The sequence below is a fragment of the Micrococcus sp. 63XJN7_6_ISO-PGPR-S23-444 genome (genome assembly GCF_058072765.1).
The window spans coordinates 1558986-1585516 of record NZ_CM176516.1; the positions used below are offsets into that span (position 1 = coordinate 1558986).

Annotated in this window: 17 protein-coding genes and 1 tRNA gene; 7 read left to right on the forward strand and 11 right to left on the reverse strand. The window is 75.2% G+C overall.

Annotated elements, in window-relative coordinates; all coding sequences use genetic code 11:
* Positions 1-12: 12 nt before the first annotated feature.
* The gene (locus AC3RJ9_RS07095) at positions 13-831 is read left to right on the forward strand and encodes a PspA/IM30 family protein (protein ID WP_073117098.1); all 819 of its coding nucleotides are present in this window, start codon (positions 13-15) and stop codon (positions 829-831) included.
* A 179-nt stretch (positions 832-1010) separates the two neighbouring features.
* The gene (locus tag AC3RJ9_RS07100; protein WP_036314362.1) at positions 1011-2411 is read left to right on the forward strand and encodes a sodium/glutamate symporter; all 1401 of its coding nucleotides are present in this window, start codon (positions 1011-1013) and stop codon (positions 2409-2411) included.
* A gap of 125 nt (positions 2412-2536) precedes the next feature.
* Here AC3RJ9_RS07100 and AC3RJ9_RS07105 read toward each other — a convergent pair.
* The 3 genes from AC3RJ9_RS07105 to AC3RJ9_RS07115 all read right to left on the reverse strand — a co-directional run bounded on the left by AC3RJ9_RS07105 (position 2537) and on the right by AC3RJ9_RS07115 (position 7110).
* Positions 2537-2610 (reverse strand) — tRNA-Met (locus tag AC3RJ9_RS07105).
* A gap of 175 nt (positions 2611-2785) precedes the next feature.
* Complete coding sequence (locus AC3RJ9_RS07110) at positions 2786-5929, reverse strand: UPF0182 family membrane protein (RefSeq protein WP_061867014.1); 3144 nt, start codon at positions 5927-5929, stop codon at positions 2786-2788.
* A gap of 110 nt (positions 5930-6039) precedes the next feature.
* Positions 6040-7110 (reverse strand): YlbL family protein, encoded by a 1071-nt coding sequence (locus AC3RJ9_RS07115; RefSeq protein ID WP_233569977.1) that lies wholly within the window; start codon positions 7108-7110, stop codon positions 6040-6042.
* A gap of 196 nt (positions 7111-7306) precedes the next feature.
* Here AC3RJ9_RS07115 and AC3RJ9_RS07120 point away from each other — a divergent pair, with 196 nt between their 5' ends.
* Positions 7307-8707, forward strand: coding sequence for a zinc-dependent metalloprotease (locus AC3RJ9_RS07120; RefSeq protein ID WP_044659760.1), 1401 nt, complete (start codon positions 7307-7309; stop codon positions 8705-8707).
* A gap of 64 nt (positions 8708-8771) precedes the next feature.
* Here AC3RJ9_RS07120 and AC3RJ9_RS07125 read toward each other — a convergent pair whose 3' ends face one another.
* Complete coding sequence (locus AC3RJ9_RS07125) at positions 8772-9443, reverse strand: M48 metallopeptidase family protein (RefSeq protein WP_078025608.1); 672 nt, start codon at positions 9441-9443, stop codon at positions 8772-8774.
* Positions 9444-9540: 97 nt separating this feature from the next.
* Between AC3RJ9_RS07125 and AC3RJ9_RS07130 the strand changes: the two genes are divergently transcribed.
* On the forward strand, positions 9541-10269 hold the full coding sequence (locus AC3RJ9_RS07130; RefSeq protein WP_078025607.1) for a ThiF family adenylyltransferase: 729 nt from the start codon (positions 9541-9543) through the stop codon (positions 10267-10269).
* A gap of 42 nt (positions 10270-10311) precedes the next feature.
* Here the strand turns inward: AC3RJ9_RS07130 and AC3RJ9_RS07135 are convergent, their stop codons facing one another.
* Together AC3RJ9_RS07135 and nudC are read right to left on the reverse strand one after the other, a co-directional pair.
* Positions 10312-12441: an ATP-dependent DNA helicase UvrD2 gene (locus AC3RJ9_RS07135; RefSeq protein WP_078025606.1), complete on the reverse strand. Its 2130-nt coding sequence runs from the start codon at positions 12439-12441 to the stop codon at positions 10312-10314.
* A gap of 16 nt (positions 12442-12457) precedes the next feature.
* On the reverse strand, positions 12458-13447 hold the full coding sequence (gene nudC, locus AC3RJ9_RS07140) for an NAD(+) diphosphatase (protein WP_123244210.1): 990 nt from the start codon (positions 13445-13447) through the stop codon (positions 12458-12460).
* 72 nt (positions 13448-13519) lie between these two features.
* Between nudC and AC3RJ9_RS07145 the strand changes: the two genes are divergently transcribed.
* A complete protein-coding gene (locus tag AC3RJ9_RS07145; protein ID WP_098470587.1) occupies positions 13520-14626 on the forward strand; it encodes a phosphotransferase in 1107 nt (368 codons plus the stop codon).
* Here the strand turns inward: AC3RJ9_RS07145 and AC3RJ9_RS07150 are convergent.
* Genes AC3RJ9_RS07150 through AC3RJ9_RS07160 form a run of 3 tightly spaced genes read right to left on the reverse strand, consistent with a single transcriptional unit; the run spans position 14601 to position 21960 of the window.
* Complete coding sequence (locus AC3RJ9_RS07150; RefSeq protein ID WP_123244209.1) at positions 14601-18125, reverse strand: ATP-dependent helicase; 3525 nt, start codon at positions 18123-18125, stop codon at positions 14601-14603. The two genes, AC3RJ9_RS07145 and AC3RJ9_RS07150, sit on opposite strands and share 26 nt — an antisense overlap.
* Complete coding sequence (locus tag AC3RJ9_RS07155; protein ID WP_061867017.1) at positions 18113-21553, reverse strand: ATP-dependent helicase; 3441 nt, start codon at positions 21551-21553, stop codon at positions 18113-18115. Before AC3RJ9_RS07155 ends, AC3RJ9_RS07150 begins: the two co-directional genes overlap by 13 nt.
* Positions 21550-21960, reverse strand: coding sequence for an MGMT family protein (locus tag AC3RJ9_RS07160; RefSeq protein WP_061867018.1), 411 nt, complete (start codon positions 21958-21960; stop codon positions 21550-21552). Before AC3RJ9_RS07160 ends, AC3RJ9_RS07155 begins: the two co-directional genes overlap by 4 nt.
* A gap of 44 nt (positions 21961-22004) precedes the next feature.
* Here AC3RJ9_RS07160 and AC3RJ9_RS07165 point away from each other — a divergent pair, with 44 nt between their 5' ends.
* Positions 22005-22691, forward strand: a complete 687-nt coding sequence (locus tag AC3RJ9_RS07165) for a 3'-5' exonuclease (protein ID WP_123244208.1) — start codon at positions 22005-22007, stop codon at positions 22689-22691.
* 28 nt (positions 22692-22719) lie between these two features.
* Here AC3RJ9_RS07165 and hemL read toward each other — a convergent pair whose 3' ends face one another.
* Positions 22720-24045 (reverse strand): glutamate-1-semialdehyde 2,1-aminomutase, encoded by a 1326-nt coding sequence (gene hemL / locus AC3RJ9_RS07170; protein WP_061867019.1) that lies wholly within the window; start codon positions 24043-24045, stop codon positions 22720-22722.
* On the reverse strand, positions 24042-25028 hold the full coding sequence (gene hemB, locus AC3RJ9_RS07175) for a porphobilinogen synthase (RefSeq protein ID WP_036314332.1): 987 nt from the start codon (positions 25026-25028) through the stop codon (positions 24042-24044). Before hemB ends, hemL begins: the two co-directional genes overlap by 4 nt.
* Positions 25029-25135: 107 nt before the next feature.
* Between hemB and brnQ the strand changes: the two genes are divergently transcribed.
* Positions 25136-26530: a branched-chain amino acid transport system II carrier protein gene (gene brnQ / locus AC3RJ9_RS07180; RefSeq protein ID WP_036314330.1), complete on the forward strand. Its 1395-nt coding sequence runs from the start codon at positions 25136-25138 to the stop codon at positions 26528-26530.
* Position 26531: the final 1 nt, after the last annotated feature.

Here is a 26531-nt window from a genome sequence, read left to right on the forward strand (position 1 = left end):
AAGGCAGACACCATGGTCAAGCAGTCCATCTTCGGCCGCATCAGCACGCTGGCGAAGGCCAACATCAACGCGATGCTGGACAAGGCCGAGGACCCCCAGAAGATGCTGGACCAGATGGTCCGCGACTACACGAACAACATCGCGGAGGCCGAGGCCGCCGTCGCCCAGACCATCGGCAACCTGCGGATGATCGAGGACGACTACCGCGAGGACCAGGACGCGTCCCGCAGCTGGGGCCAGAAGGCGCTGGCCGCCTCCCAGAAGGCCGACGACTTCCGCGCCAAGGGCGACACCGCCTCGGCGGACAAGTTCGACAACCTCGCCAAGGTGGCCATCGAGCGCCAGATGGACTTCGAGCGCCAGGCGAAGTCCGCGGAGCCGACCATCGCCTCGCAGCGCGAGATCGTGGAGCGCCTGAAGACCGGTCTGGACCAGATGAAGGTCAAGCGTCAGCAGCTGGTCGCCAAGCGCGACGAGCTGACCGCCCGCGCCAAGTCCGCCCACGCCCAGTCCGCGGTGGCCGACGCCGTGAAGTCGATCGACCTGCTGGACCCGACCTCCGAGGTCTCCCGCTTCGAGGAGAAGGTCCGTCGCGAGGAGGCCCGCGTGCGCGGCCAGCAGGAGATCGCCGCCTCCTCCCTCGACGCCCAGTTCGAGTCCCTCGAGGACCTCGGCGAGAAGACCGAGGTGGAGGCCCGCCTCGCCGCCCTCAAGGCCGGCGGCGCCGGCCAGGCCGCCCTCACCTCGGGCGACGTCGACGCCGACGAGACCCTCACCCTCGACTACGCGGCCGAGGGGACCGCCGAGGAGACCGGCACCACGCGCGGCTGACCCCGCCCCGCCCCACGGCCCGTCGCCCGGCCCACGCCGGCGCGGCGGGCCGTCCTCGTGCGCCCCGGCCCGGTGCCCCTCCCGGACGCGCCCCGGCCCCCGCGCTCCTTTGGTACTGTCCCGGGGTCCCTCGGCACGCTCCGTGGGACACCCCCGTCCCCGCACAGAGGAAGAACCCCATGCAAGAGCAGTTCACGGCCTGGTCCGTGCTGGTCGACGCCGGCCTCATCGGCGCGCTCCTGGCCGTGGGCACGCTGGCCCGTGCCGTCATCACGCCCCTCCAGACCCTGATGATCCCGGCCTCCGTCATCGCGGGCATCCTGGGCCTGGCCCTCGGCCCGAACGGCCTGGGCTGGCTGCCGTTCAGCCCCCAGCTGGGCACGTACGGCTCGATCCTGATCGTCATCGTGTTCGTGTGCATCGCGCTCACCGACGACTTCGACGTCCGCAAGATCGGCCGCCCCGTGGGCGCGTTCGCGTCCTACGGCGTGCTGATCTACTCCTCCCAGGTGGCCATCGGCGCCCTCGTCACGCTGGTCCTCCTGCAGCCGCTGTTCGACGCGCCCGACTCGTTCGCCGCCCTGCTGTTCGCCGGCTGGGCGGGAGGCTTCGGCTCCGCGGCCGCCGTGGGCCAGGCGTACGCGGCCAACGGTGATGCGACCGTCACCTCGCTGGCCTACACCTCGGCCACCGTCGGCATGATCGTCGGCGTGGTGGGTGGCATCATCCAGGCCAAGATCGGCGCGCAGCGCGGCCACGCGCGGGAGTTCGCGGGCCTGACCTCCATCCCGGAGGAGCTGCGCACCGGGGTGCTGAACCAGGTGGAGGAACGCCCGGTCATCGGCCGGCACACCTTCTCGGCGGCCTCGGTGGAGTCGCTGGCCTTCCAGGTCGGCGTGGTCGCGATGATCGCGGCGGCCGCGCACGGCGTGGTCTCCTGGATCACGGCCGTGTGGCCGAGCGTCGTGGGTGAGGACGGTCCCCAGCTGATCATCCCCGCGTTCGCGATCGCGTTCCTCCTCGGCCTGATCGCCCGCGTCCTGTTCCAGGCCACGAAGACGGCGAAGTTCCTCGACCCGGGCTCGCTGAACTCGGTGTCCGGCACCGCCACGGACATCCTCATCGTCTGTGGCATCGCCGCGATCGCCCCGACCGTGGTCGTGGACTACTGGCAGCCGCTGCTGCTCCTGTTCGTGATCGGCCTCGCGCTGGCCCTGTTCCTGGGGATCGTCGTGGCGCCGCGCGTCATGACCGACGCGTGGTTCGAGAAGCAGCTGTTCACGTGGGGCTGGGCCACCGGCGCCGTCGCCACGGGCGTGGCCATGCTGCGCATCGTGGACCCGAAGCTGAAGTCCGGGACCATGGAGCAGTTCGGCGTGGCCTACATCCCGGTGGTGCCCGTGGAGATCGCGGCCGTGTCCTTCGTGCCGCTGCTGCTCATCGCGGGCCTGTCCTGGGCCGTGGTCGGCATCTGGGGCGCCATCGCGATCATCGCGATCATCGCTGCCGTCTGGCTGCGCCGCACCGATCCGGGCCGCCGCACCCCGGCCCAGCAGGCGGTCCGGGCCTCGAGCCGCTGACGCTCCCCCACCGATCGCCCGAGGGCGGTCGGCTCGCCCGCCAGCACCGTGCCGGCGGGCCGGGGCGACCGGGTCCGGACATGCGAGAAGGCCCCCAGCAGATGCTGGGGGCCTTCTCCTTCTCGTTGCGGGGGCAGGATTTGAACCTGCGACCTCCGGGTTATGAGCCCGGCGAGCTACCGAACTGCTCCACCCCGCGGCGACTTCTAGAACTATACACACCTGTCCCGTCGAGTTCAAATCAGCGTCAGCACCCCGCCATCCGGCGGCCATGCGGCGGCCATCTGCCCCGAGACGACAGCGGCCCCGACCACGCGCGGTGCGTGGCCGGGGCCGTCGTCGACGGTCCGGCGGGCCCGGCCCGCCGACGCCCGTCAGCCGCTCGGCGTCGGGCTGGGGCTCGACGACGGCGCGGGGCTCGCCTCGGCCGGGGCCTGGTCCTGGGCAGGCGCGTCGCCGCCCAGGGCGTCGTCGGCGGCGGTGGCACGCTTCAGGGCCTCGTTGAGACGCTTCTGCTGCTCGCCGTAGCCGGCCCAGTCGCCCTCGGCCAGACGCTCCTGGCCCTGGGTCAGGGCGTCCTGCGCCTCCTCGAGGGCCGCCGAGAGCTCCTCCTCGACCGTGCCCGGAGCCGACGGCTCCTCGCCCGGGGCGGGCGCCTCCGCCTGGTTCTCCTCCGGGGTGACCGCGCCCGAGTCGCCGTCGAACACCTGGTCCAGGGCCTCCTGGAGGGTGTCCGCGAAGCCGACCTTGTCGCCGAACGAGACGAGCACCTTGCGCAGCGTCGGGTAGGTGGTGCCGCCCGAGGAGCGGACGTACACCGGCTGGACGTAGAGGATGCCGCCGGCCACCGGCAGGGTGATCATGTTGCCGTTGAGCACCTCGGACGCGCCCTGGCGCAACAGGTTCAGCTCCCGCGAGACGTCCGCGTTCGAGTCGAAGTTCGCCTGCGCCTGGCCAGGGCCGGGCACCGTGGTGGACCGCGGCAGCTCGAGCAGTCGGAGCTGCCCGTAGCCCTCGGCCTTCACGCCGTCCTCCCCCGTGCCGGCGTCGCCGGCGGCGGAGAGGAACCCGTAGAGCACGTTGCGCTGCTGGGCACCGTCCGTGATCTGCGGTATGTAGCTGCTGGTGAGGGAGAACGCCGGCTCGTCCTGGCCGGGCATCTGCAGCGTCATGTAGTACGGCGGCTGCTTGACGTCCTCCTCGCGCGTGGGGTCCGACGGCACGGACCACGCGTCGTTGTTCTCGTAGAAGTCGTCCGCGTCGGTCACGTGGTAGCGGCCGAGCAGCTCGCGCTGGACCTTGAACATGTCCTCCGGGTAGCGGACGTGGTCCAGGAGTCCGGCGCTCATCTCCGAGTACGGGCGCAGCGAGGACGGGTAGACGTTCTGCCAGGCCTGCAGCAGCGGATCCTGGTCGTCCCACGCGTAGAGAGACACCGAGCCGTCGTACGCGTCCACCGTCGCCTTCACCGAGTTGCGGATGTAGTTCACCCGGCCCTGGAGCGCCGGGTTCTGGCCCTGGCTCAGGGAGTCCACCGTGACCTCGCCCAGCTGCTGGGCGGTGGAGTACGGGAACTGGTCCGAGGTCGTGTAGGCGTCCACGATCCACTGCACGCGGCCGTCGACGATCGCCGGGTAGGGGGCGGTGTCCACCGTCAGGTAGGGCGCGACCTTGCGGACGCGCTCGGCCGGGTCGCGATCGTAGAGGATCTGCGAGGCCTCGTTCACGTCCGAGGACAGCACGAGCTCGGGCGAGCCGAACTTCACCGCGTACGCGAGCCGGTTGAAGAGGTTGCCCACCGAGGGGCCGCCGTCGCCGGAGAAGGTGTACGCCGTGTCCTCCTGGGAGTCGGCCGTCTGCGGCCGGTCGCGTTCGACGGCCGGCGCGCCCTCGGGCGCACCCACCACCGAGTACGAGGGCGAGTTGTGCCCGAAGTAGATGCGCGGCTCGTAGTCCTGGTCGGAGGCCAGCGGCCCGCGCGTGGGGATCTCGGAGAGCAGCCACTGGGGCCGGCCGCCGGCCGCGACCTCGGAGGCGTCGGCCACGACCATGCCGTAGCCGTGCGTGTAGATGGTGTGGCGGTTCACCCACGACTGGGAGTCGTCCACGTTGACGTCACGGGCCGCCAGAATGGTGTCCCGCGTCTGGCCGTCCACCTCGTAGCGGTCCACGTGCAGGGTGGTGGGGAACGCGTAGTACGGACGGAACTGCTGGAGCTGCCCGAAGGTCTGGGAGATCAGGTTCGGGTCCATGAGACGGACGTTGGCCGTGTTGGCCTCCTCGCCCGCCAGGGCCCCGGCCTCGGTGTCCGTGGCGCCCTCATAGTTCGTCACCTCGACGTCGTCCAGGCCGTACGCCTCGCGCGTCATGGCGATGTTCCGCTCGATGTACTGGGATTCGAGCGTGCGCTCGGACGGCTTCACCTGGTACTCCTGCACGATGAAGGGGTACGCCGTGCCCACCACGAGCGCCGTGATGACCAGGACCGCGGTGCCGATCAGCGACAGCCGCCACCGGCCCGAGACCACCGTCCACACGAACAGGCCGGCCACGATCACGGCCGTGACCGCCAGGATCGCCGACGTCGGGATGACCGCGTTCACGTCCGTGTAGAGCGCGCCGGCCCAGTTGCCGGTCTGCGACTGCGTGGTGCGGTAGCGGTTGAGCCAGAAGTTGACGCCCTGCAGCAGCAGGAACACGGCCAGGGTGATGCCGATGTGGGCGCGCGCCGCCGGGGTGATCCGCACGCCGCCGCCCTCCTCCACGCGCACCGCGCCGTACAGGTAGTGCACCAGAAGACCGGTGATGCCGGAGACCAGGACCACCGAGATCAGGTACCCGACCACGAGCGTCAGGAACGGCAGGGTGGCCATGAAGAACATGAGGTCCAGGCCGAACTCCGGGTCCGCCTGGCCGTAGGGCACCTGGTTCAGGAACAGCAGGACCGTGTTCCACCCGTTCATCGCGGTGGAGCCGGCGAACACGCCGAGCACGAGCGGGACACCCAGGAACACCAGGCGCCGGATGGGCTCCAGCTGGCGCTGGGCCTGGCTGAGCGAGTCCCGCGCGGCCGCGGACGCGTCCGCGGGGCGGTGGCGCCAGGCCGTGCGGATCGCCAGCCACACGGCGAGGGCCATCCCGAGCCCGGCGATCAGGAACAGCGCGGCCTTGGCGACGACCTCGGTCCAGAAGACCTCGGTGAAGCCCAGCTGCGAGAACCACAGCACGTCCGTGTAGACGTTCGTGAACACCACGAACAGCCCCACGAGCACGGCCACCGCGATGATGGTCAGCACGAGCGCGCTCGGCCGGCCCGGCCGGCCCCTGCCGCGCGCGGCGGAGGACCCGCCCCCGCCGAACGGGCCACCAGGACCGCGGTCGCCGTCGTCGCCCGGGCCGCGCGGGGCGCCGCCGAAGGGGCCGAACGCCCCGAACGGGCCGGACTGGCCCCCGGCGGTCCCGCCGCCGTCACGGGGCGGGCCGCCGAACGGTCCGCCGCCTCCCTGTCCGAAGCTCACTGCTCTGTCCTCTTCCCTCCCGCGTCCGCGGGGCTCTGCTCCGGTCCGGGGCGCTGCGCCCCGGACATGTCGTCCGGTCTGGTGGTCTGGTGGTCCTGGTGTGCGTCGGCTCAGCCGCACGTCCGGGCGGCGGCCGGGCTCTCCCCCCGGGCCACCGCCTCGACGATGTCGCGGGCCTGGCCCAGCGTGTCCACGGGGTACACCGTCAGACCCTCGGGCACACGGCCGGCCAGCTCCTCGCAGTTCGCCGTGGGGGCGAGGAACGTCGTGGCCCCCGCCTCGGCGGCGCCGCGCACCTTCTGCGGGATCCCGCCGATGGGACCCACGACGCCGTCCCCCGAGATCGTGCCCGTTCCCGCGATCGGGGCGCCCCCCGTCATCGCCCCCGGGGTCAGCCGCTCGATCACGGTGAGCGCGAACATCAGACCCGCCGAAGGTCCGCCGATGTCCGGCACGGTCAGCTCGACGTCCACCGGGACGTCGTAGGCGGTCTCGATCAGGGCCCCCATCTGCCACGGCTGGGGCGCGCCCTCGGGGGCGGCCGCCACCGGCACCTCGAGGTCCTGCTCCACGCCGTCGCGGCGGACCGTCAGCGTGACCGGGTCGGGCCCCGCGGCCCCGACGGCGGCGCGCACGGCCTCCAGGTCGGCCACGGGCCGTCCCTCGGCGGCGATCACCTCGTCCCCGGCCCGCAGGACGCCCTCGGCGGGCCCGCCGGGCACGAGCTGCTGCACGACGAGCCGCTGGGGCACCTCGCGTCCGAGCTCGTGCAGGGCCGCGGCGGTCGCGGTCTGCTGGGAGTCCGACATGGCCGCCGAATTGGCCTCGCCGACCTCGTCGGAGGTGACGCCGGTGGGATACATCAGCTCGCGCGGGGCCACGTCCACGGCGGGGTCCGTCAGGCCGCGGCCGAGGTCGAGCAGGGAGGTGGTGCCGATGGGAGGACCCCCGACCATCACGGTGGTCATGTGCAGGGTCCCCTCACCCGGGTCCGCCTCGCCGCCCTCGACGCGCAGCACGGGTCGACCCTCGCGTTCGCCCAGCAGGTCCACGGCGGGGCCGGGGCCCTCGAGGATGTAGGGGGTGGGGGCCAGCAGTGCCAGCCCGGCGCTGCCCAGGGCGAGCCATCCGGAGAAGGGCACGCGGGCGGCGCGGGTGGTCCTCGAGGGCACTGCGCGCACGCGACACCGTCTTTCCTGGGGGTCCTGATCGGGCCGTCCTCGCCGCCGGGCACGGGCCGCGCGGCGACGGTCACACCAGTCTACGCGGGGCCGCGACCCCCGCCTGCCCCGCGCGACGCCGTGCGCCATGGGCGAACCGCGCCGCCGCGACGTCGGGAGGGCGGGCGCGCCGCGCCGACGCGGATACGCTGGAGACATGAGCAACGACGCGCGCACGCCCGGATCCGACGACGGCCGCGACCCCCTGGAGGAGATGCTGCGGCAGCTCTTCGGCGGCCAGGGCCCCGACCCGGACGAAGTCCGACGCGCCATGGAGGGCCTGGGCGGCCCCGGCGGGGTGCCCTTCGACCCGTCCCAGCTGAATCCGGCCATGATGCAGCAGGCCATGGCCCAGTTCCAGGCGATGATGAGCTCCGGCTCCGGCTCGGACGGCCCCGTGAACTGGGCTCTGGCGAAGCAGGCCGCCCGCCAGGCCGTGGCCGGCGAGGACCCGGCCGTCGGCTCGTTCGCGCGACGCGAGGTGGACGAGGCGCTGCGGCTGGCCGAGCTGTGGCTCGACGGCGTCACGCAGACCGAGCCCGTCGGCAGCGTCGGCGTGGCCTGGTCCCGTGCCGAGTGGGTCGAGGCGACCATGGACCAGTGGCGCCGGCTCACCGAGCCCGTGGCCGTCTCGATGTCCCGCGCGATGTCCGCGGCCATCGAGCAGCAGCTGCCGGGCCAGCTCCCCGAGGGCATGGACGCCTCCCTGCTCGGCGGGCTGCAGCCCATGCTGAAGAACATGGGCGGCACGATGTTCGGCCTGCAGCTCGGCGGCGCCGTGGGCGCCCTGGGCAAGGAGGTGCTCTCGGGCACGGACATCGGCCTGCCCGTCGCCGGCCACCGTCTCGCCCTCGTCCCCGTGAACATCGAGGAGTTCGGCGACGGGCTCTCGGTGCCGGACGACCAGATCCGCATCTACCTGGCCCTGCGCGAGGCCGCACGCATGCGCCTGTTCCTGCACTCGCCGTGGCTCGAGCGGGACCTGTACGCCGCCGTCGAGCAGTACGCCGCGGGCATCCGCCTGGACACCGAGGGCATCGAGCGGGCCGCGCAGTCGGTGGACCCGATGGACCCCGGCTCCCTGCAGGCCGTGTTCGACGGGGCGTCCTTCATCGCCGCCCCGGACGCCACCCAGCAGGCCGCGCTGGACCAGCTGGAGCTGCTCGTCGCCCTCGTGGAGGGCTGGGTGGACGTGGTGGTCGCCGAGGCCGCGCGCCCCCTCGAGTCGGCGGCCGCCCTGCGCGAGACCATGAACCGCCGCCGCGCCTCGGGTGGCCCGGCCGAACAGGCCTTCGCCGCCCTCGTGGGCCTCGAGCTGCGCCCGCGCCGCCTGCGCGAGGCCGCCGCGTTCTGGGAGCACGTCACGGCCGAGCACGGCACGGAGTACCGCGAGGAGATCTGGCGCCATCCCGAGCGTCAGCCCACGGCGGAGGACCTCGAGGACCCCGCCGGGTACGCCGGGCGCCGCTCCGCCGCGGACGCCAGCGCCGAGTCCCTCGACGACGAGCTGCGCAAGCTCCTCGAGGGCGGCTTCGGCGACGCGCCGCGCGAGGGCTGAGCCCCTCCCGGCACGACGGCGGCGGGCGGTCCGGCACCTCGGGTGCGGGCCGCCCGCCGTCGTGTCAGCCCGCGTCCTCGTCCTCCGCCCACCGGTCCGGCGCCGTGCGACCGCGGCCCTCGGCGAAGGTGACCCCCTCGAGGAAGGCCATCGCCTCGGCGTAGCGCGGGTACCGGTCCACGAGGCGTCGGAAGGCCGGGCCGTGTCCGGACTCCAGCAGATGGGCCAGCTCGTGGACGAGCACCGCCGCCACCACCCAGTCCGGCATGCCGCGCAGCTGCGTCGAGAGCCGGATGGTGCCGCGGGCCGGCGTGCACGAGCCCCAGCGGCGGCGCTGCCGGGCCGACCACGTGACCGCGACCGGACGGGCCCGCCCGCCCAGGTGCGCCGCCGAGAGCCGTCCCGCCCAGGCCAGGAGCGCGTCGTCGGAGCGGGCGTCGGCGGGGCGGCCGTCCGGGTCGGCCGCGGGCTGCCCCGTCCCGCCGCGTGCGCCCACCTTCGCAACCATCCGGCCGATCCACTCGCGCTCCTGCGCGGCCGAGAGCCGGGCCGGGACATTGACCTGCAGGCGGCCGTCGCGCCACGCCGCCGAGACGGTGCGGGTGCGGGCCGTGGAGCGCACGAGCCGCACGGGCGTGCCCTCCCAGTCCAGATCGATGCTCTCGCGGGCGGGACCGCGGTGGGCGGCCGGGACAGCACGGGGAGGGCGGCCGGGGGTGGGCGGGACAGGGCGCATCCGGCCATTGTCCGGCATGGGCAGCAGGCTGTGGACAATCCGGCGCGGTCCGGGAGTGCCCTGGCAGGGTGGGAGGCACCGAGCTGAGAGGAGAGCCGTGCGCACCGTCGCCGAGACCGTCACCACCGTCCCTCATGACGCCGCCGCGTCAGCGCTGGAGCCGGGGGCGTGGGCCCCGCCGACCGACGTCCATGTGGCGGGCCTCGACGCGGTGGGCGCGGCGATCGCCCACGCACTCGCGGGGGCCGGGGCGCTGCGCCTGGCCCTGTGGGATCCGCGGCCCGTCGACGCCGCGGACCTGGGGACCGGCCTGCTGCCCGGGGACCTCGGTCGGCCCCGGGCGGGTGCGCTCGCGCGCCGGCTGGGCGATGTGGCCCCCGGGCTGCGCCTCTACGCGCACCACGGCCCGGTGCCGGTGCTCGTGGGGCAGGCGACGGTGGCGGTGGGGTCCGTGCTCGACGCGGACCTGGCCGCGCACGCCCTCGCCGCCGACCACCCGCTGCTGCCGGTCACGGTGGGGCCGAGAGCGGTCACGGTCGGACCGTGGTGCGCCCCCGTGGTGCGCGGGTGCCCGCTGTGCCGATGGCCCGCGGACCCGGCGGGCGTCCCCGGTGCCCCGACGGCGCCCGGCCCGTCGGCGCACCGGGGACAGGTGGACGGGCTCGCGGCGCTGCGGGCCGCCGTGCTGACCGTGGACGCGCTGCGGACCGGACCGGCCCCCGGCGTGCTGCGGGCCGATCGGGTGACGGGACGCACGCGCCGAGTGAAGGTCCGCCCCCGGCCCGGCTGCGCCTGCGACCCGGACGCGCTCGGCTGGGCGTTCTGACGGGGGCGGCGCCGCCGGCGGAACGGGGTGCGGGCCCGCGGCTCAGGCCGTCGGGGTGCCGTGCAGCAGCTCGAGCAGCTCCGGTCCGTGCTTCTCCAGCTTGGCCTTGCCGAGGCCGGGCACCTTCAGGAGCTCTGCCGGGGTCCTCGGCATGGCCTCGGCGATGGCCACGAGGGTGGCGTCCGTGAACACCACGAACGCGGGCATCCGCATCTCGGCGGCCGTGCGGGTGCGCCAGTCGCGCAGCTCCTCGAGCACCGCCTCGTCGTAGGTGGCGGGGCAGTCCAGGCAGCGGCCGACCTTGCGCTCGGCTCCCGTCTCGAGGGGCTTGCCGCACGTGCGGCACACGGCGACCTTCGCACCCCGGCGCCGCGGCGCCGTCGGGCCGGCCGCGGATCCGCGGGCCGGGGCGTGCTCGCGGGTGCCGCCGAGGGTCGGGTCGATGGCCCACAGGAACCGGGAGGGCCGCCGGGTGGAGCGCCCGCCCGTGCCCCGCGAGAGCGTCCACGTCAGCGACAGGTGCTGGCGGGCACGCGTGATCCCCACGTAGAGCAGGCGCCGTTCCTCGTCCACCTCGGCCTGGGTCTCCGCGAAGGAGATCGGCATGAGCCCCTCGGACAGGCCCACGAGGAACACCGCATCCCACTCGAGGCCCTTGGCCGAGTGCAGCGAGGCCAGGGTGATGCCCTGCACCGTCGGCGCGTGCTGGTGCTGGGCCCGCTCGTCGAGCTCGGCCACGAGCTCGGTCAGCGTGAACTCGGCCCCGCGCGTCGTGGCGAGCTGGTCGGCGAGGTTGACGAGGGCGTGCAGGGACTCCCACCGTTCACGGGCCGCGCCGGTGGCCGACGGCGGTTCGGCGGAGTAGCCGAGCGAGGAGAGCACGTCCCGCACCCGGTCCGTGACGTCGTCACCCGTCAGGTCCTGGGCCGCGCGGGCGGCCGCCCGCAGCTGCAGGATCCCGTCGCGCACCTCGCGCCGGGAGAAGAACCGCTCGCCGCCGCGCAGCTGGTAGCCGATCCCCGCCGAGGACAGCGCCGTCTCGAAGGCCTGGGACTGGCCGTTGGTGCGGAACAGGACGGCGATCTCGGAGGCGGGCACGCCGTCGTCGATCAGCGCCGCGATCCGGTCGGCGACCCAGCCGGCCTCGGCCTCGTCGTCGGTGCACTCCGCGAACACGAGGTCGGGGCCGGCCGGCCGCTGGGAGACGAGCTCGAGGGGGTCGGGCCAGCGCGGCATCGTGCGGTCCCGCTCCCCCGCCTTGGTGCGGTCCGCCAGCAGGCGGTTGGCCGCCTCCACGATCTGCGGGCTGGACCGGTAGTCGCGCACGAGCCGGACCACCGTGGCCGCGGGGTACCGCTCACGGAAGTCGGTGAGGAAGCGGGAGGTCGCGCCCGTGAACGAGTAGATCGTCTGGGAGGCGTCGCCGACGACGCACAGGTCGCCGCGGTCGCCGAGCCAGAGGTCGAGCAGGCGGTGCTGCAGCGGCGAGACGTCCTGGTACTCGTCCACCACGAACACGCGGTACTGGTCCCGGATCGTGGCCGCGATCTGCGGCTCGGTGGACAGGATCCCCACGAGGATCAGCAGCACGTCCTCGAAGTCGATCATGTTCCGGGCTGTCTTGGCCTCCTCGTAGCCGGTGTAGAGACGGGCGACGGTGGTGGCGGTCCAGCCGGCGGGCATCTCCCGCTCCTTCGCGGCCTCGGCGTAGCCCTCGGGGGCGTGCAGGGAGACCTTGGCCCATTCGATCTCGCCGGCGAGGTCGCGCAGTCCGGCCCGGTCCACGGTCATCCGCATGCGCTGGGCGACCTCGGTGAGCAGGCGCACCTTGTTCTCGATCAGCGAGGGCATGGGGCCGCCCACGGCCTGGGGCCAGAAGTACTGCAGCTGGCGCAGGGCAGCGGAGTGGAAGGTGCGGGCCTGGACGCCGGCCACGCCGAGGTCGCGCAGGCGGGTGCGCATCTCCGCGGCGGCGCGCGCCGTGAAGGTCAGGGCGAGGGTGCGGTGCGGGTCGAAGACGCCGGAGGCGACGCCGTAGGCGATGCGGTGCGTGATGGCGCGGGTCTTGCCGGTGCCGGCGCCGGCCAGGATGCAGACAGGCCCGTGCAGGGCCGTGGCGGCCCGGCGCTGCTCCGGGTCGAGGCCGCGGAGGATCTCGTCGGGAGTGCTCATGCGGGACGAGTCCTCCTTAGGTGATCAGGGTCTGCGCATCGGGCAGCGTCCCACCGTACCAATCCTCGATGAGCGCCCGCGCGATGGACACGGCCCCGGGCAGGGTGACGTCGCCCTCGCGGGCCAGATGCGCGAGCTCCTCCCGCTCGAACCAGCGCACGGAGAGGATCTCCTCGCCGTCCGGAACCGGCTCGGCGCCGGCCGGGGCCAGGGCGGTGAACCCGAGCATGAGCGAGCGCGGGAACGGCCACGGCTGGGAGCCGCGGTAGCGCGGCTGCGTCACCGTGATCCCGGACTCCTCCGCGATCTCCCGGACCACCGCGTGCTCCAGGGACTCCCCCGGCTCCACGAACCCGGCCAGGCAGGAGTACAGCCCCTCGGGCCACGCCGCGTTGCGGCCCAGCAGGATCCGCCCGGCCGGGTCGATGACGGCCACGATCACCGCCGGGTCCGTGCGCGGGAACTGATCCCGGGAGCAGTCGCGGCAACGACGCACCCAGCCGGCCGCCTCGACGTCCGTGACGCCGCCGCAGAACGCGCAGAAGCGGTGGGTGGCGTGCCAATTGGCGTTCGCGACGGCGGCCACGAACAGCCCGGTGTCCGCGTCGCTGAGGGCGGCGGCCGCGTCGCGGAGGCCGACCCACACGGCGTCCGCGAGCGCGGTGGCCGCGTCCTCGGGCAGGGCCGCCGGCGGCTCGACGGCGACGGAGACCACCTCGCGCTCCCGCCCGTGCGGGCCCCGGTCCGCCGCGGTGCCGCGGCCCAGATACGCGGCCTCGGCCGGCACGGGACCGGAGGGCGCGGTGAAGACGAGCCGGCCGTCCGCGACCGGTGCGCGGCCGCCCTGCAGCCACAGGACCTCCGTCCCCTCGCGCGCCCAGGACGCCGCCAGGTGGCCCGGGTCGAGGCGGGCCACGGCACCGCGGTCCAGCTCCTCGCGGGCCAGCGGCAGGGCCAGGGGTGGTGCGGCGGTGGGGTCGGACGACGACGGGGGGCAGGAGGCCATGCGTCCAGGCTAGCGACCCGTCTCCGGTGCGCCCGACGACGGGGGAGGGCGTTCCGCGCCTAGGCTGGAGGGGTGGATCGTCAGCCCCTTCGTCTCGCAGCCCTGGCCGCCGCGGCCGTCCCCGGCCTCGCCCCCGTCTCCGTGGAGGCGAGCCCGGACGACCCCGCGGACTTCTCGACCGCCGTCGTCGTGGACGGTGAGGGCCAGCGGTGGCGGGTCCGCTCGCCCCGCACCCCGGAGGCGGGCATCCGTCTCGAGACGGAGCTGCAGGTGCTGGCGGGCCTGACCCCGGCGGTGCGCGCCGGCCTGCCGTTCCGCACGCCCTCCGTGGCAGGCGCGGTGCGGCTCGAGGGGCTGCGCACCTTCGTCTACCAGGACATGCCCGGGCGTCCCGTCACCCTGGACGAGCTGGCCCGGCTCGGCGAGCCCGCGGTGCAGGACGTGGGCCGTGTGCTGGCCGCGATCCACACGCTGCCCTCGGACGTCGTGGACCACGCGGACCTGCCCTCCTACACGGCGGAGCAGATCCGGCAGCGTCACCTCCACGCCCTCGACCAGGCGGCCACCTCCGGCCGCGTGCCGCCCCTGCTGCTGCGCCGCTGGGAGGAGGCCATGGAGGAGGAGGCCCTGTGGCGGTTCACCCCGGTGCCCGTGCACGGTGACCTGCACGAGGACAACCTGCTCCTCGAGCGCGGCCGCGTGGTGGGCGTGACGGGCTGGACGGACCTGCACGTGGGCGACCCGGCCGGCGACGTCGCCTGGCTGGCCGCCGCCACGGACCCGGACCTGGCCGATCGCGTCCTCGACGCCTACGCGGCCCGGCGCGCCGACGCGGGGGCCGCCGACGACGGCGACGCACACCTGATGCGCCGTGCGGCGCTGCTCGCCGAGTTCGCCCTCGCCCAGTGGCTCACGCGGGGCCTGGACCGGCACGACGAGGGGATGGTCGCCGAGGCGGAGGCCATGCTGGCCGAGCTCGCGGGCGACGTGCGCGCCGCGCAGGAGGCGGCCGCGCGCCAGGCGGAGGCCGACGCGGCCGCCGACGCCGCCGAGGACGCCCGGGATGCGGCGGAGGACGCCCGGGAGGCCGCGGCCGCGAGGACCGCGGACCCGGAGACGGGCCCGCTGCCCGCCGTCGAGGTGGTGCGGCCGATCAACGGCGGGCCAGGGCGTCCGTGATGTGACGCTCGAGCTCCTCCTCCCCCGGCAGGTCCGGGAAGGAGCGCTCCTGCCCGTGGGCCACATATACGAAGCTGGCCCCGATCCGTTCCAGCGGGATCCCGTGCAGCCGTGACCAGGCGAGCCGGTAGACGGCCAGCTGCAGCGACTTGAGCTCGAGGTCGCGGCCCCGCGGCACGGCGCCGGTCTTCCAGTCGACGAGCTCCCAGTCGGCCTCGGGGTCGAAGGGCAGGCGGGGGTCCCCGCCGGAGCGGTAGATCGCGTCGACCCGGCCCCGCAGCGTGATCCCGCCGACCGTCGTCTCGACCGGGGCCTCGACGAAGGCCGGGGTGCGCTCCGCCCAGCGCGAGGAGCGGAACCACTCCTGCATCGGGCCGAGGTCGAGGGCCTCGTCGACCCACAGGTCCGCGGCGTCCTCGGCCGAGTCGATGTCCAGCATGCCGGTGGCCCCGAAGCGCTCCTCGAGCCACGCGTGGAACGCCGTGCCGCGCCGCGCCGCGTGCGCGGGCGGCCGGGGCAGGGGCCGGCGCAGCTGCTCGGCCACGGCCTGCGGGTCGGCGGCGAGCTCGCCGTAGAGGGACACGGAGACGTGCTCGGGCAGGGCGGTCTCCCCGCCCGTCCCGGCGACGTCCCGGCGGCGCAGCAGCACCCAGTCCACCTGGCGGGCCAGCTCCGGGTCGTCCCCGAGCGCCGCCGGGTCCGCGGCGTGCACGGCCGCGGCGGCCGCCTCCACCCCGTGCCGGCGGGCCCGGGAGCGGCGCGGCAGCGGCTGCCAGCGTTCCTCGTCCTCGGGGTCCTCCGGGTCGGCGACGAAGGCCTCCGGGCCGTCGAGCGGGTCGAAGGGCCAGCGGGCGACCAGCGTCCGGCCCGCGGCGGGGTTGGCCTCGGGCAGGTCGTCCTCGGCCGGGGCGGGGCCGAGCGCTACGCCGGGCACCTCCCCCGCCAGACCGGCCACCTCCTCGAGGAAGGCCGAGGCCGGCAGGGGCTCCTTGTTGACTCCCTTGAACAGGGAGGTGCTCAGCCACAGGGCGGATCGCGCGCGCGTGTACGCGACGTAGGCCAGGCGCCGCTCCTCGCGCTCGGCGTGGGCGGCCACGGCCACGGCATAGGGGTCCGGGTTGCCCTCCTGGGCCGCCTTCGAGCTGTATCCGGTGCCGGCCGACTGGACCCAGTCCCGCTGGTCCTGCGCCCACGAGCCGTCCCACTGCGGCAGCGACGCGCGGTCCCCGCGCAGGGGCCACGGCAGCGCGCCGGCCCGGGGGCTGGTCCAGCGGTCCGCCCGCGTGGAGGGGAACGTGCCCTCCTGCAGGCCGGGGACCGCGACGACGTCCCACTCGAGCCCCTTCGAGGCGTGCGCGGTGAGCACCTGGACCAGGCCGGGGGTGGGCTCGGCGTTCTCGACGCCGAGGCCGTCCTCGTGCTCGAGGACGGACTCCGTCCAGGCCAGGAACGCCGTCAGGTCCGTCGCCGTGGTGCCGGCGCCGAAGTCGCGGGCCGCGTCCTGGAACGCGTTCAGGTGCCGCCGGGCCGCGGCCGCGGAGACGCCGGGCCGCAGGGCCACCTCGACGTCCAGCCCCGTCTCACGGATCACCTCCGCGATGAGGCCGGCCGGGTCCTCCCCGGTGCGCGTAGAGAGCCGGCGCAGCTCGGCGTTGACGGCCCTCAGTCGGGCCAGGCCCTCGGGTGAGAAGCCGCGGCCGCGGGAGCCGACCCAGTCCGTCCCCTCCCCGGGCAGGGAGTCGAGGGCCTCCAGCAGGGCGGCGGCGTCGGCGTCCTCCTCGGGGCTCACGTCCCGGGCCGGGTCCGGGGCGTCCCCGGCGGGGTCCTCCCGCCCACCGGCGGCCCGCCGGGCCCGCAGCCGCGAGACGAACCGGGCGCGCTCCTGCAGCACCTCGAGGTCGGCCACGCCGATGCGCCAGCGTGGGCCGGTGAGCAGGCGGACGAGCTGGTCGCTGCGCGTGGGGTCGGCCAGCACGTGGAGGACGGCGAGCACCTCGGCGACCTCCGGCAGCGCCAGCAGCCCGGAGAGCCCGAGCACCTCGTAGGGCAGGCCGGCGGCGTCGAGCGCGTCCAGCACGGGGCCGAACTGGGCGCGGGTGCGGCACAGGACGGCGCGGCTCGGGGTGGTCCCCCCGGGCCCGGCCCCGGTGAGGGCGCCGAGGCGGTCGACGACGTCGGCGGCCTCCTCCTCCGCGGTGACGAACCGGTCCACCCGGACGACGCCCTCCCCCGCGCCCGGCCGGGGCCGCAGGGTGCGCACCTCCACCGGCGCGCCGCCCGTCGCGGCGGCGTGGGCGTTCAGCGGTGCGGCGACGGCGTTGGCGACCGCCAGGATCGACTCCTCGTTGCGCCACGCGATCGTCAGGTGCGAGACGTCCGCGTTCACGCGCCGCGGGGCGCCGCCGGGGCCGGTCTCCAGTCGGGGGAAGGCGTGCGGGAAGGCGAAGAGCTGCCCGGCGGAGGCGCCGCGGAAGCCGTAGATCGACTGGTGGGGGTCACCCACCGCGGTGACGCAGTGCCCCAACCCGGGCGCGTCGTCCTCGGGGCCGCGCGGGCCGAACAGCCCGGCGAAGATCCGCATCTGGGCGTGGGAGGTGTCCTGGAACTCGTCCAGCAGCACCACGGGGAACCGCGCGCGCTCCTGCTCGCCGGCCGCCGGCACCTCGACGGCGATGCGCGCCGCGTGGCGCAGCAGGTCGCCGAAGTCCATCACGTCCTGCTCGCGCTTGACCTCGTCGTAGCGGGCCACGAGGTCCGCCATGAGGGCGCGGTCCGCCAGGCCGGTCAGGAACTCCTGGATCTCCTTCGAGGGGGTCTTGGCGCGCGGGGGCAGCGGCAGGGCGCTCCCCTGCTCGGCCAGCCGGGCGAGGAACTCGCGCACCTCGTCCGCACTCACCAGGTGCTCGGCCATGTCCCCGGCCAGCCGCAACGCCTGCGTGATGAGCCGAGACGGGGCCACGCCGAGGGTGTCCGCGACCACCGGATGCGAACGCACGACGGCGCCCATGAGCCGGTGGGCGTCCGCGCCTCCGAGCAGCCGCGCCTCCGGTTCCACGCCGATCCGCAGGCCGTGGTCCCTGACGAGCGCGCCGGCGTAGGAGTGGTACGTGGACACCGAGGCGCGGCCCAGGTCCTCGGGCTCCCCGTCGAAGCCGGGGATCTCGAGGCCGGAGCGCAGCAGGGCGTCCACGCGCCCGTTGATCCGGTCGGCGAGCTCACCGGACGCCTTCCGGGTGAACGTGACGCCGAGGACCTCGTCCGGGCGCACGAGACCGTTGGCTACGAGCCAGACCACGCGGTCGGCCATGGTGGCGGTCTTGCCGGAGCCGGCGCCGGCCAGCACCAGGCGCGGAGTGAGCGGGGCGGTGACCACCTCGGCCTGCTCCTCCGTGGGCGGGGGCAGCCGCAGCCGCGCCGCGATGTCCTCCGGCGAGTGGACCGCGTCCTCGACGCGCGGACGATCGGTCTGGGCGGCGGGATCGCCGGTCAGCGGGGCCATTCGGTGACCTGCCTTCCTTCGGAGCAGAGCGGACAGACGGAGGGCAGCGCGCACCGGCGGGCGCCGGCCTCGTGGAGGGCGAGGAAGCGCGGCCCCGTGGTGCGGCGGGCCGCCGTGAACACCTGCTCGAGCGCCCAGGTGTCCTCGTCCTCGAGGGCCGGCTGGTCCTGCACCTTGGTCTTCTGGGTGCCGGCGCCGAGCTGGACGAGGGCCGCGCCGGCCGGTGTCGTGGGGTGCTCCAGGCCGGCGAGCGCGGCGCGCAGGGCGGGGTCCGTGGCGGGGTCGTCCCGGACCTGCTCCAGACCGCCGGCGCGGACGGCCACCTGATAGGCGGCCAGCTGGGGCTGGCGCGCCATCTCCGCGCCGGTGGGCGCGCTGCGGCCGGTCTTGAGGTCGGCGATGAAGGGTCGGCCCTGCGCATCCGCCTCGAGCCGGTCCACGACGCCGGTGATCCGGACGGTGGTCCCGCCCCAGGTCAGGTCCGCGAGGAGCCGCACCTCCTGGGCCACGGGCCGACGCCCGGCCGCCCGGGCGATGCTCCAGTAGCCGATGTAGGCGTCCACCAGGCCGCGGGCCCGGTCGTGCTCGATCTCCGTGATCCAGCCCTCCGGCAGGCCGAGTTCGGGCAGGCGGCGTTCCAGTTCGGCGCGCACGTCCTCGGGCACGCCCTCGGGGTGGTGTTCGGCCACCGAGTGCACGAGCGTGCCCACGGACTGGGCGAGGGTTCCGCCCGCGTTCGCGCCGACGTGGTACAGCACCCAGTTCAGCGGATTGCGCAGGGCCGTCTCCACGCGGGAGGGCGAGAGCGCGACGACCTCGCGCTCCGGGTCGACGAGCGCGGCCTCGGTGGACAGCGGCAGCAGGCCCCACCAGCGTCGGGGGTCCGCGACGGTCACGCCGTCCTCGGCGAGGACCGCCAGGCCGGCGGCCGCCGCGGCCCGGGATGTCGCCCCGTCGGCCGCGTCCGCCTCGTCCCCGGCCTCCAGGACGCGGCGCAGCCGGCCGACGAGCGCGGACGCCGTGATCGGGTCGGGGACCGCGGTGAGCCGCCGGACGCCGGCGGCGTCGCGCGCCTCGGCGGGCAGCCGTTCGGGCGGGTCCACCAGGTCGAGGAAGTCGGAGGGGCCCTCATCCGGCGAGCGGACGGCCGTGACGACCACCTGACGCCGTGCCCGGGAGACCGCGGCCGCGAGCATGCGCAGCTCGTCCTGACGCACCTCGCGCAGCCGGGTGCGGTGATCCGTGGGCCACGGGGCGTCCGCGGGCAGGGTCACGAGGTCCACGAGGTCGGTGGCGCCGAGCAGCTGGCCGCGCAGCCGGGTGTTCGGCCACACGCCCTCCTGCAGGCCCACGACGATCACCGTGTCCCACTCCTGGCCGGCCGCCGCGGCAGGGGTGCGCACGTGCACGGCGTCACCGGACTCGGCACGGCGGGCCAGGGTGTCCACGGGCAGGTCCTGGGACTCCATGTAGACGGCGAACGACTCGGGCGACGCGCCCGGGAACTGGTCCACGAAGCGCTCGGCCACCTTGAACAGGGCGACGACGGCGTCGAGGTCCGCGTCCGCCCGGCGGGACTCGCGGCGCTCGTTCGCGTGCTCGGCGGGCCGCAGCGCGAGCGAACGCCACCGCTCGGCCCGACCGGAGGCGGACCACAGCGCCCACAGCACGGTCTCGGGCGAGGCCGAGGGGGCGCGGGCGGCCTCCAGGCCGTCCCGGAGCATCCAGTGGACGCGGCGCAGGGCGCGGTGCCGCTCGTGCTCGGGGCCGGCCAGGCTCGGGTCCAGCAGGGCCGCGGCGAGCAGCGCGTCCGAGGTGCGCCGGCCGCCCCGGCCCCGCTCGGCGGCCAGCAGGTCCTGGCGCAGCCGCCGCACGTGCAGCGCGCTGGCCATCCCGTACCGGCCGGTGAGCAGTCCCACGACCTCGTCCGGGTCGAGCACGTCCTCGACCCGGGCCTCCGGATCCTCCGCGAGCGCCCCCGCCGCGTCCACCAGCGTGAGCAGGGGCGCGACGGCGGGCTCCTCCTTCAGCACGAGCCCGGCGGCGTCGCGCAGCACGGGGACGCCCTCGGCCTCCAGGTGGCGGGCGAGCGCGGCCACACGGGAGCCGGAGCGGGCGACCACGAGGATCCGGTCCAGGGGCACCCCGTCCTCGTGGTGGACCCGCAGCACCCGTTCGAGGACGAGCTGGTCCTCGTGGGCGCGGGTGGGCACGACGTGCGCGCGGACGGCGCCGTCACCGTCCGCCGGGACGGTCTCGGTCCGGGTCCGTTCGACGCCGGCGGTGCGCTGGCGGACCCGGCGGGCCACGCGCAGGTAGGCGTCCTGGACCTCGGCGCGCATGCGGTGCCCGCGCGTCAGCACCCGGACGCGCCCGTCCGGGGACGCGGGCGGGGCGGCCCCCGGCACGGGATCGGGGTCGAGGACCCCGGGGTACCGGGCGAGGAGGTCGGGCCGGGCGCCGCGGAAGCCCTCCACGGTGGTGTCCGGCGACGCGGTGAGCAGCACGTCCCGCCCGCGTCCGAGCACGGTGAGCAGGTCGTGCACGGCGGGGGTGGCCTCGTGGAGGTCCTCGACCACGAGCACGGCCAGGCGGTCCCGCTCCGCCGCCACGAACGCCTGCGCCGCGGCGTCGCGCTCCGGGTCCTCGGGATGCCGCTCGGTGAGCACGCGGACGGCGGCGGACAGCAGCCCGGCGGCGTCGAACGCCTCGGCCATGCCCAGGTCGATCCGGTCCCGGTAGTCCTGCAGCAGCACGGCCGCGGCCTCCCACTCGGGGCGCCCGTGGGCGGTGCCGAGCTCCTGCAGGCGGCCCGGCTCGAGGCCGAGCTCGCTCATGCGGTCCACGAGCTCGCGGACCTCACGGCGGAATCCCCTCGCCTCCACGGCGGGGGCGACGTCGTCCGGCCAGTCCGGCGCGGCGGCGAGGCCGGCGGCGTAGCCCTCGAGCAGCTCGGCGATCACCGTGTCCTGCTCGGCACCGGTGAGCAGCCGGGGGGCGACCTCCAGATGCCTCAGCGGTCCCGTGACGCGGGCACGGCGCAGCAGGTCGAACGCGTAGGAGGACCAGGTCCGCACGGGGGTGACGGCGCGGGTGCCCCGACCGGCGGCGGCGAGCCGGCGGGTCAGCGCGTCACGCAGCCGCGCCGCCGCATCCCGGCTCGGGGCCAGCAGCAGGAGGGACTCGGGGTCCAGCCCCGCCTCGATCCGGCGGGCCGCGTACTCGACCGCCACGGTGGTGCGCCCCGTGCCGGGGGCGCCCAGCACGAGCACGGCGCCGTGCCCGGGGGCGAGCGAGGCGATCGCCTCCTGCTCGTCCGTGAGCGTGATCCGGTCCTCGGGCGCGGCGGCCGTGCGCACCAGCCGAGCGGCCCGTTCCGGCGCCGCCGCGTCGTCGTCGAAGGGGTCCACCCCGTGTTCCCTGGTCATGGCCTCATCCTCGCACCGGGCCCGGACACGATACGGTCGGCGATCGCACGGATCGCCCGCGCGGCGCCGTCGTCGGGCTCCCAGCGGGCCCGGGGCAGGTCCATGCGCCCGGCCGGGGTGCGGGGCATGGCCTCGCGTTCGTGCTCGACGGCGGCCCGCGCGGCCAGCTCCGGAGGCAGCGAGCCGTCGGCCCGGACCACGCGCCACCAGGGCGTGCCGGGGCTCGATTCGGCCATCGCCCGGCCGGCCTGCCGCGGACCGCCGACCCCCAGCAGGCCGGCCAGCCCCCCGTAGCTGACGGCGCGTCCGGGCGGGACCAGACGGGCGAGCGCCTCGAGCCCCTCGCCGAGGGTGAGCGGTCCGTCGTCGCGGTGGCGGGCGCCGGGGAGCACAGGGTGATCGGTCACGACCCCATCCTGTCGTGTCCGCCGCTCCGGGTAGCGTGAGGCGCGTGACTTGGCATGAGAGCATCCGCGCCGGCTTCGACCTCGAGACCACCGGACGTGATCCGCGCACCGCGCTGATCGTGACCGCCACCCTGGTGATGGTGGACGAGCAGGGCCGCGCCGCGTCGTCGGCCGAGTGGCTCGTGGACCCGGGCGTGCCCATCCCGGCCGAGGCGGCCGAGGTCCACGGCGTCACCACGGAGCGGGCGCAGGCGGAGGGCATGCCCGCCGCGCAGGGTGTCACGGAGATCACCGAGACCCTGCGGGACCTGTTCGCCGCGGGCATCCCCGTGGTGGCGTTCAACGGCGTGTACGACTTCACGGTGATGGACCGGGAGGCGCGCCGCCACGGGCTGACGCCGCTCGAGGCCCGCCCCGTGATCGACCCGTTCGTGCTGGACAAGCAGGTGGACCGGTTCCGCAAGGGCAAGCGCACGCTCTCCGCGGTGTCCGAGCACTACGGGGTGACCCTGGAGAACGCGCACACCTCCGCGGCGGACGCCCTCGCCGCCGTCCAGGTGGCCGACGCCCTGGCCGCCCGGTACGAGCAGCTGCGCGTCGCGCCGGCGGACCTGCACGAGCGGCAGGTCCGCTGGAAGGCCGAGCAGGCGGAGAGCTTCGAGCAGTACCTGCGGCGCAAGGACCCGCAGGCCACCGTCTCGCGCCACTGGCCGGTCGAGGCCGAGCGCTGAGCGCCCGGCCCCGACCCGCGCTCGGGTCTCAGGCCTGGGGCGTCGCCGCCGCGGCCGCCTTCGCCGCGGCCGGCAGCGCGTCGAGCACCCGGGTGACCGCCGCGTCGTCGTGGGCGGCGGAGACGAACCAGGCCTCGAACACGGACGGCGGCAGGTACACGCCGGAGGCCAGCATCGACTGGAAGAACGGGGCGTAGCGGAAGACCTCCTGGCCCTGGGCGTCCCGGTAGTCCCGCACGCCGGTGCCGGAGGTGCCGAACGCCAGGGAGAACAGGGTGCCGGCCCGCTGGATCGAGTGGTCCACGCCCTCGGCGTCGAGCGCGGCCACGAGGCCCTCGCGCACGGCGTCCGAGGCGCGCGTCACGGCCGCGTAGACGGCCTCGTCGGCGCGGGAGAGCGTGGCGTGGCCGGCGGCCATGGCCACCGGATTCCCGGAGAGGGTGCCGGCCTGGTACACGGGGCCGAGCGGGGCCAGGTGGTCCATGATCTCGGCGGAGCCGCCCAGGGCGGCCGCGGGCATGCCGCCGCCGATCACCTTGCCGAAGCACCAGATGTCCGGGGTCCAGCCCTCGGGCTGTCCGGACAGGCCCCAGCCGCCCGTGGCGGTGGCGCGGAAGCCGGTGAGCACCTCGTCCCAGATCAGCAGCGCGCCGTGGCGGCGGGTGATCTCGCGCAGGAACGCGTTGAAGCCCTCGGCGGGCTCCACGACGCCCATGTTGCAGGGCACGGCCTCCGTGATGAGCGCGGCGATGCGCTCATCGTGCTCGGCGAACACGGCCTCGACGGCGGCGCGGTCGTTGTAGTCCACCACGAGGGTCTCGGAGGCGGCGGCCTCGGTGACGCCCGCGGAGCCGGGCAGGGCGGCGGTCGCCACGCCCGAGCCGGCCGCGGCCAGCAGGCCGTCCGAGTGGCCGTGGTAGCAGCCGGCGAACTTCACGATCAGGTTGCGGCCGGTCACGCCGCGGGCCAGGCGCAGGGCCGTCATGGTGGCCTCGGTGCCGGTGGACACGAAGCGCACGCGCTCGACCGGGACCTTGGAGGCGATCAGCTCGGCCAGCGCGGTCTCCTCCAGCGTGGAGGTGCCGAAGCCGAGGCCGCGGTCCACGGCGGCGTGCACGGCCTCGACGACCTCGGGGTGCTGGTGGCCCAGCAGCATGGGGCCCCACGAGCAGACCAGGTCCACGTACTCGTTGCCCTCGACGTCGGTCAGGTACGGGCCGCGTGCGCCGGCCATGAACCGGGGCGTGCCGCCCACCGAGCCGAAGGCGCGCACGGGTGAGTCGACGCCGCCGGGGATGACGGCCTGGGCCGCGGCGAAGGCGGCGGCGTTGGTGGTCGGCTGGGACGCGGTCACAGGGACCCCTCCTTCATCCAGCGGCCGAGCTCGGCCGCCCAGTAGGTGAGCACGGAGTCGGCGCCGGCGCGCCGGATGGAGAGCACGGACTCGACGATCGAGGCCTTCCGGTCGATCCAGCCGTGCGCGGCGGCGGCCTCGATCATCGCGTACTCCCCCGAGATCTGGTACGCGGAGACGGGCACGTCCGCCATGTCCGCCACGTCGCGCACGATGTCCAGGTAGCTCATCGCGGGCTTGACCATCACCATGTCCGCGCCCTCCTCGAGGTCGAGGGCGACCTCGAGCAGGGCCTCGCTCCGGTTGGCGGCGTCCATCTGGTAGGTCTTGCGGTCGCCCGTGAGCTGGGAGTCGACGGCGTCGCGGAACGGCCCGTAGAACGCCGAGGAGTACTTCGCGGCGTAGGCGAGGATCGCGGTCTCGTGGTGGCCGGCGCCCTCGAGGGCCTCCCGGATCACGCGGACCTGGCCGTCCATCATCCCGGAGGGGCCGAGCACGTCCGCACCGGCCTCGGCCTGCGCGACGCCCATCCGGGCGTAGATCTCCAGCGTCGCGTCGTTGTCCACGGCGCCCTCGGCGGTGAGCACGCCGCAGTGGCCGTGGTCGGTGAACTCGTCCAGGCACAGGTCGGACATCACGACGAGCCCGTCCCCCACCTCCGCCTTCACGTCCCGGATGGCCCGGTTCAGGACGCCGTCCGGGTCCAGGGCGGCGCTGCCGACGGCGTCGCGCGTGGTCGGCACGCCGAACAGCATGATGCCGCCCAGGCCCAGCTCGGCGGCCTCGGCCGCGGCGGCCTTGAGCGAGTCCGCGGTGTGCTGCACGACGCCCGGCATCGAGGCGATCGGCACGGGCTCGGCGGCGCCCTCCTTGATGAAGGCCGGCAGGATCAGCTCGGCGGGGTGCAGGCGCGTCTCGGCGGCGAGGCGGCGCATCGCGGCGGACCGGCGCAGACGCCGGGGACGGTGCAGCGGGAAGGACATGACGGGGTCACACGCTCCTGGTTCGGGGACCCGTCCAGTCTAGGCGCGGAGGCTGACCGCGCGCCGGGTACAGTCATGGCGCCCCGTTCGCCGTCGAGAGGCCCGTGATGCCCCCGCGCCTGCGCCCCGGTCAGACCCTGCTGCTGGCCTCGCTCGTCTTCGGCCTGTTCTTCGGCGCCGGCAACCTGATCTTCCCCGCCGGCCTGGGCCGGGATGCGGGCGCCGCGGTCACGCCGGCCACGCTCGGCTTCCTCGTCACGGCGGTGGGGCTGCCGGTCCTGGGCATCGTCGCCTCGGCGGTGACGGGGGCGCGCTCGGTCCGTGAGATGACGGCGCCCGTCTCCCGGCGCTTCGCCGTGGCGTTCACGTGCCTGCTGTACCTGACGATCGGCCCCCTCTTCGCCATCCCCCGCACCGCCACGGTGTCCTATGAGATCGGTGTCGCGCCCCTGGCGGGCGACGGCGGCCTGCGGCTGCTCGGCTTCACGGCGGCGTTCTTCGCGGTCGCCGCGGTGGCGGCGTTCCGTCCGGGCCGGCTCATGGAGTGGGTGGGGCGCTACCTGACCCCGGCGTTCCTGGTCCTGCTCGGCGCCCTGATGGCGGCCGCCGTCGTGGCCCCGATGAGCACGGGCGCCCTGCCCTCGCCGACCCCCGCCTACGCCGACGGGGCGCTCGTGCGGGGCCTGCTGGACGGCTACAACACCATGGACGCGCTCGCCTCGCTCGCCTTCGCGGTCGTGATCGTCGACGCCGCCCGGCGCCTGGGCGTGACGGGCCCGCGCCGCATGGCGGTGGAGCTGGGCAAGGCGGGGCTGCTCGGCGGTGCGGCGATGGCGGTGGTCTACGCCTCCCTGGCGTACGTCGGCGCCACGAGCCACGGCGCGTTCGCGCAGGCCGCGAACGGCGGCGACGTCCTCGCCCGCAGCGCGAGCCACTTCTTCGGCGCGGCGGGCGTGTACCTCATCGCGGCCATCGTCGTCGTCGCGTGCCTGAAGACCTGCATCGGACTGATCGTGGCGTGCACCGAGATGTTCGCGGAGATGTTCCCCGGGTCCTACCGGCTGTGGGCGAGCCTCTTCCTCGTCGTGTCCTTCGCGCTCGCCAACCTGGGCCTGGAGGCGATCATCGCCTGGTCCGTCCCGGTGCTGATGTTCCTCTACCCGATCGCCGTCGTCGTCATCCTGCTCGGTCTCGCCTGGGCCTGGGTGCGGGACCACCCGGCGGTGGCCCGCTGGGTGGTCGCCTGCACGGGGCTCGCCGCCTTCTTCGACCTGCTGGGCGCCCTGCCGGAGGCGCTCGCGACGACGCCGCCCGTCACCGCCCTGACGGGCCTGGCCGGCCGGGTGCTGCCCGGCTACGCGGTCGGCTTCGGCTGGGTGGTCCCGGCGCTCGTCGGGCTGGTCGTCGGCACAGTGGCCGCCGCCTCGCGGCCCCGCCCCCGCCGGGGCGAGCGGGAGGCGATCCCGGTCACCGCCGGCCACGGGCGCACCGCCGCCGACTAGG

Excerpts from the sequence above, each read along its gene's own strand:
- AC3RJ9_RS07095 (WP_073117098.1), top strand. The coding sequence starts at position 13 with ATGGTCAAGCAGTCCATCTTCGGCCGCATCAGCACGCTGGCGAAGGCC.
- AC3RJ9_RS07100 (WP_036314362.1), top strand. The coding sequence starts at position 1,011 with ATGCAAGAGCAGTTCACGGCCTGGTCCGTGCTGGTCGACGCCGGCCTC.
- AC3RJ9_RS07120 (WP_044659760.1), top strand. The coding sequence starts at position 7,307 with ATGAGCAACGACGCGCGCACGCCCGGATCCGACGACGGCCGCGACCCC.
- AC3RJ9_RS07125 (WP_078025608.1), bottom strand. The coding sequence starts at position 9,443 with ATGCGCCCTGTCCCGCCCACCCCCGGCCGCCCTCCCCGTGCTGTCCCG.
- AC3RJ9_RS07135 (WP_078025606.1), bottom strand. The coding sequence starts at position 12,441 with ATGAGCACTCCCGACGAGATCCTCCGCGGCCTCGACCCGGAGCAGCGC.
- nudC (WP_123244210.1), bottom strand. The coding sequence starts at position 13,447 with ATGGCCTCCTGCCCCCCGTCGTCGTCCGACCCCACCGCCGCACCACCC.
- AC3RJ9_RS07150 (WP_123244209.1), bottom strand. The coding sequence starts at position 18,125 with ATGGCCCCGCTGACCGGCGATCCCGCCGCCCAGACCGATCGTCCGCGC.
- AC3RJ9_RS07155 (WP_061867017.1), bottom strand. The coding sequence starts at position 21,553 with ATGACCAGGGAACACGGGGTGGACCCCTTCGACGACGACGCGGCGGCG.
- hemB (WP_036314332.1), bottom strand. The coding sequence starts at position 25,028 with ATGTCCTTCCCGCTGCACCGTCCCCGGCGTCTGCGCCGGTCCGCCGCG.
- brnQ (WP_036314330.1), top strand. The coding sequence starts at position 25,136 with ATGCCCCCGCGCCTGCGCCCCGGTCAGACCCTGCTGCTGGCCTCGCTC.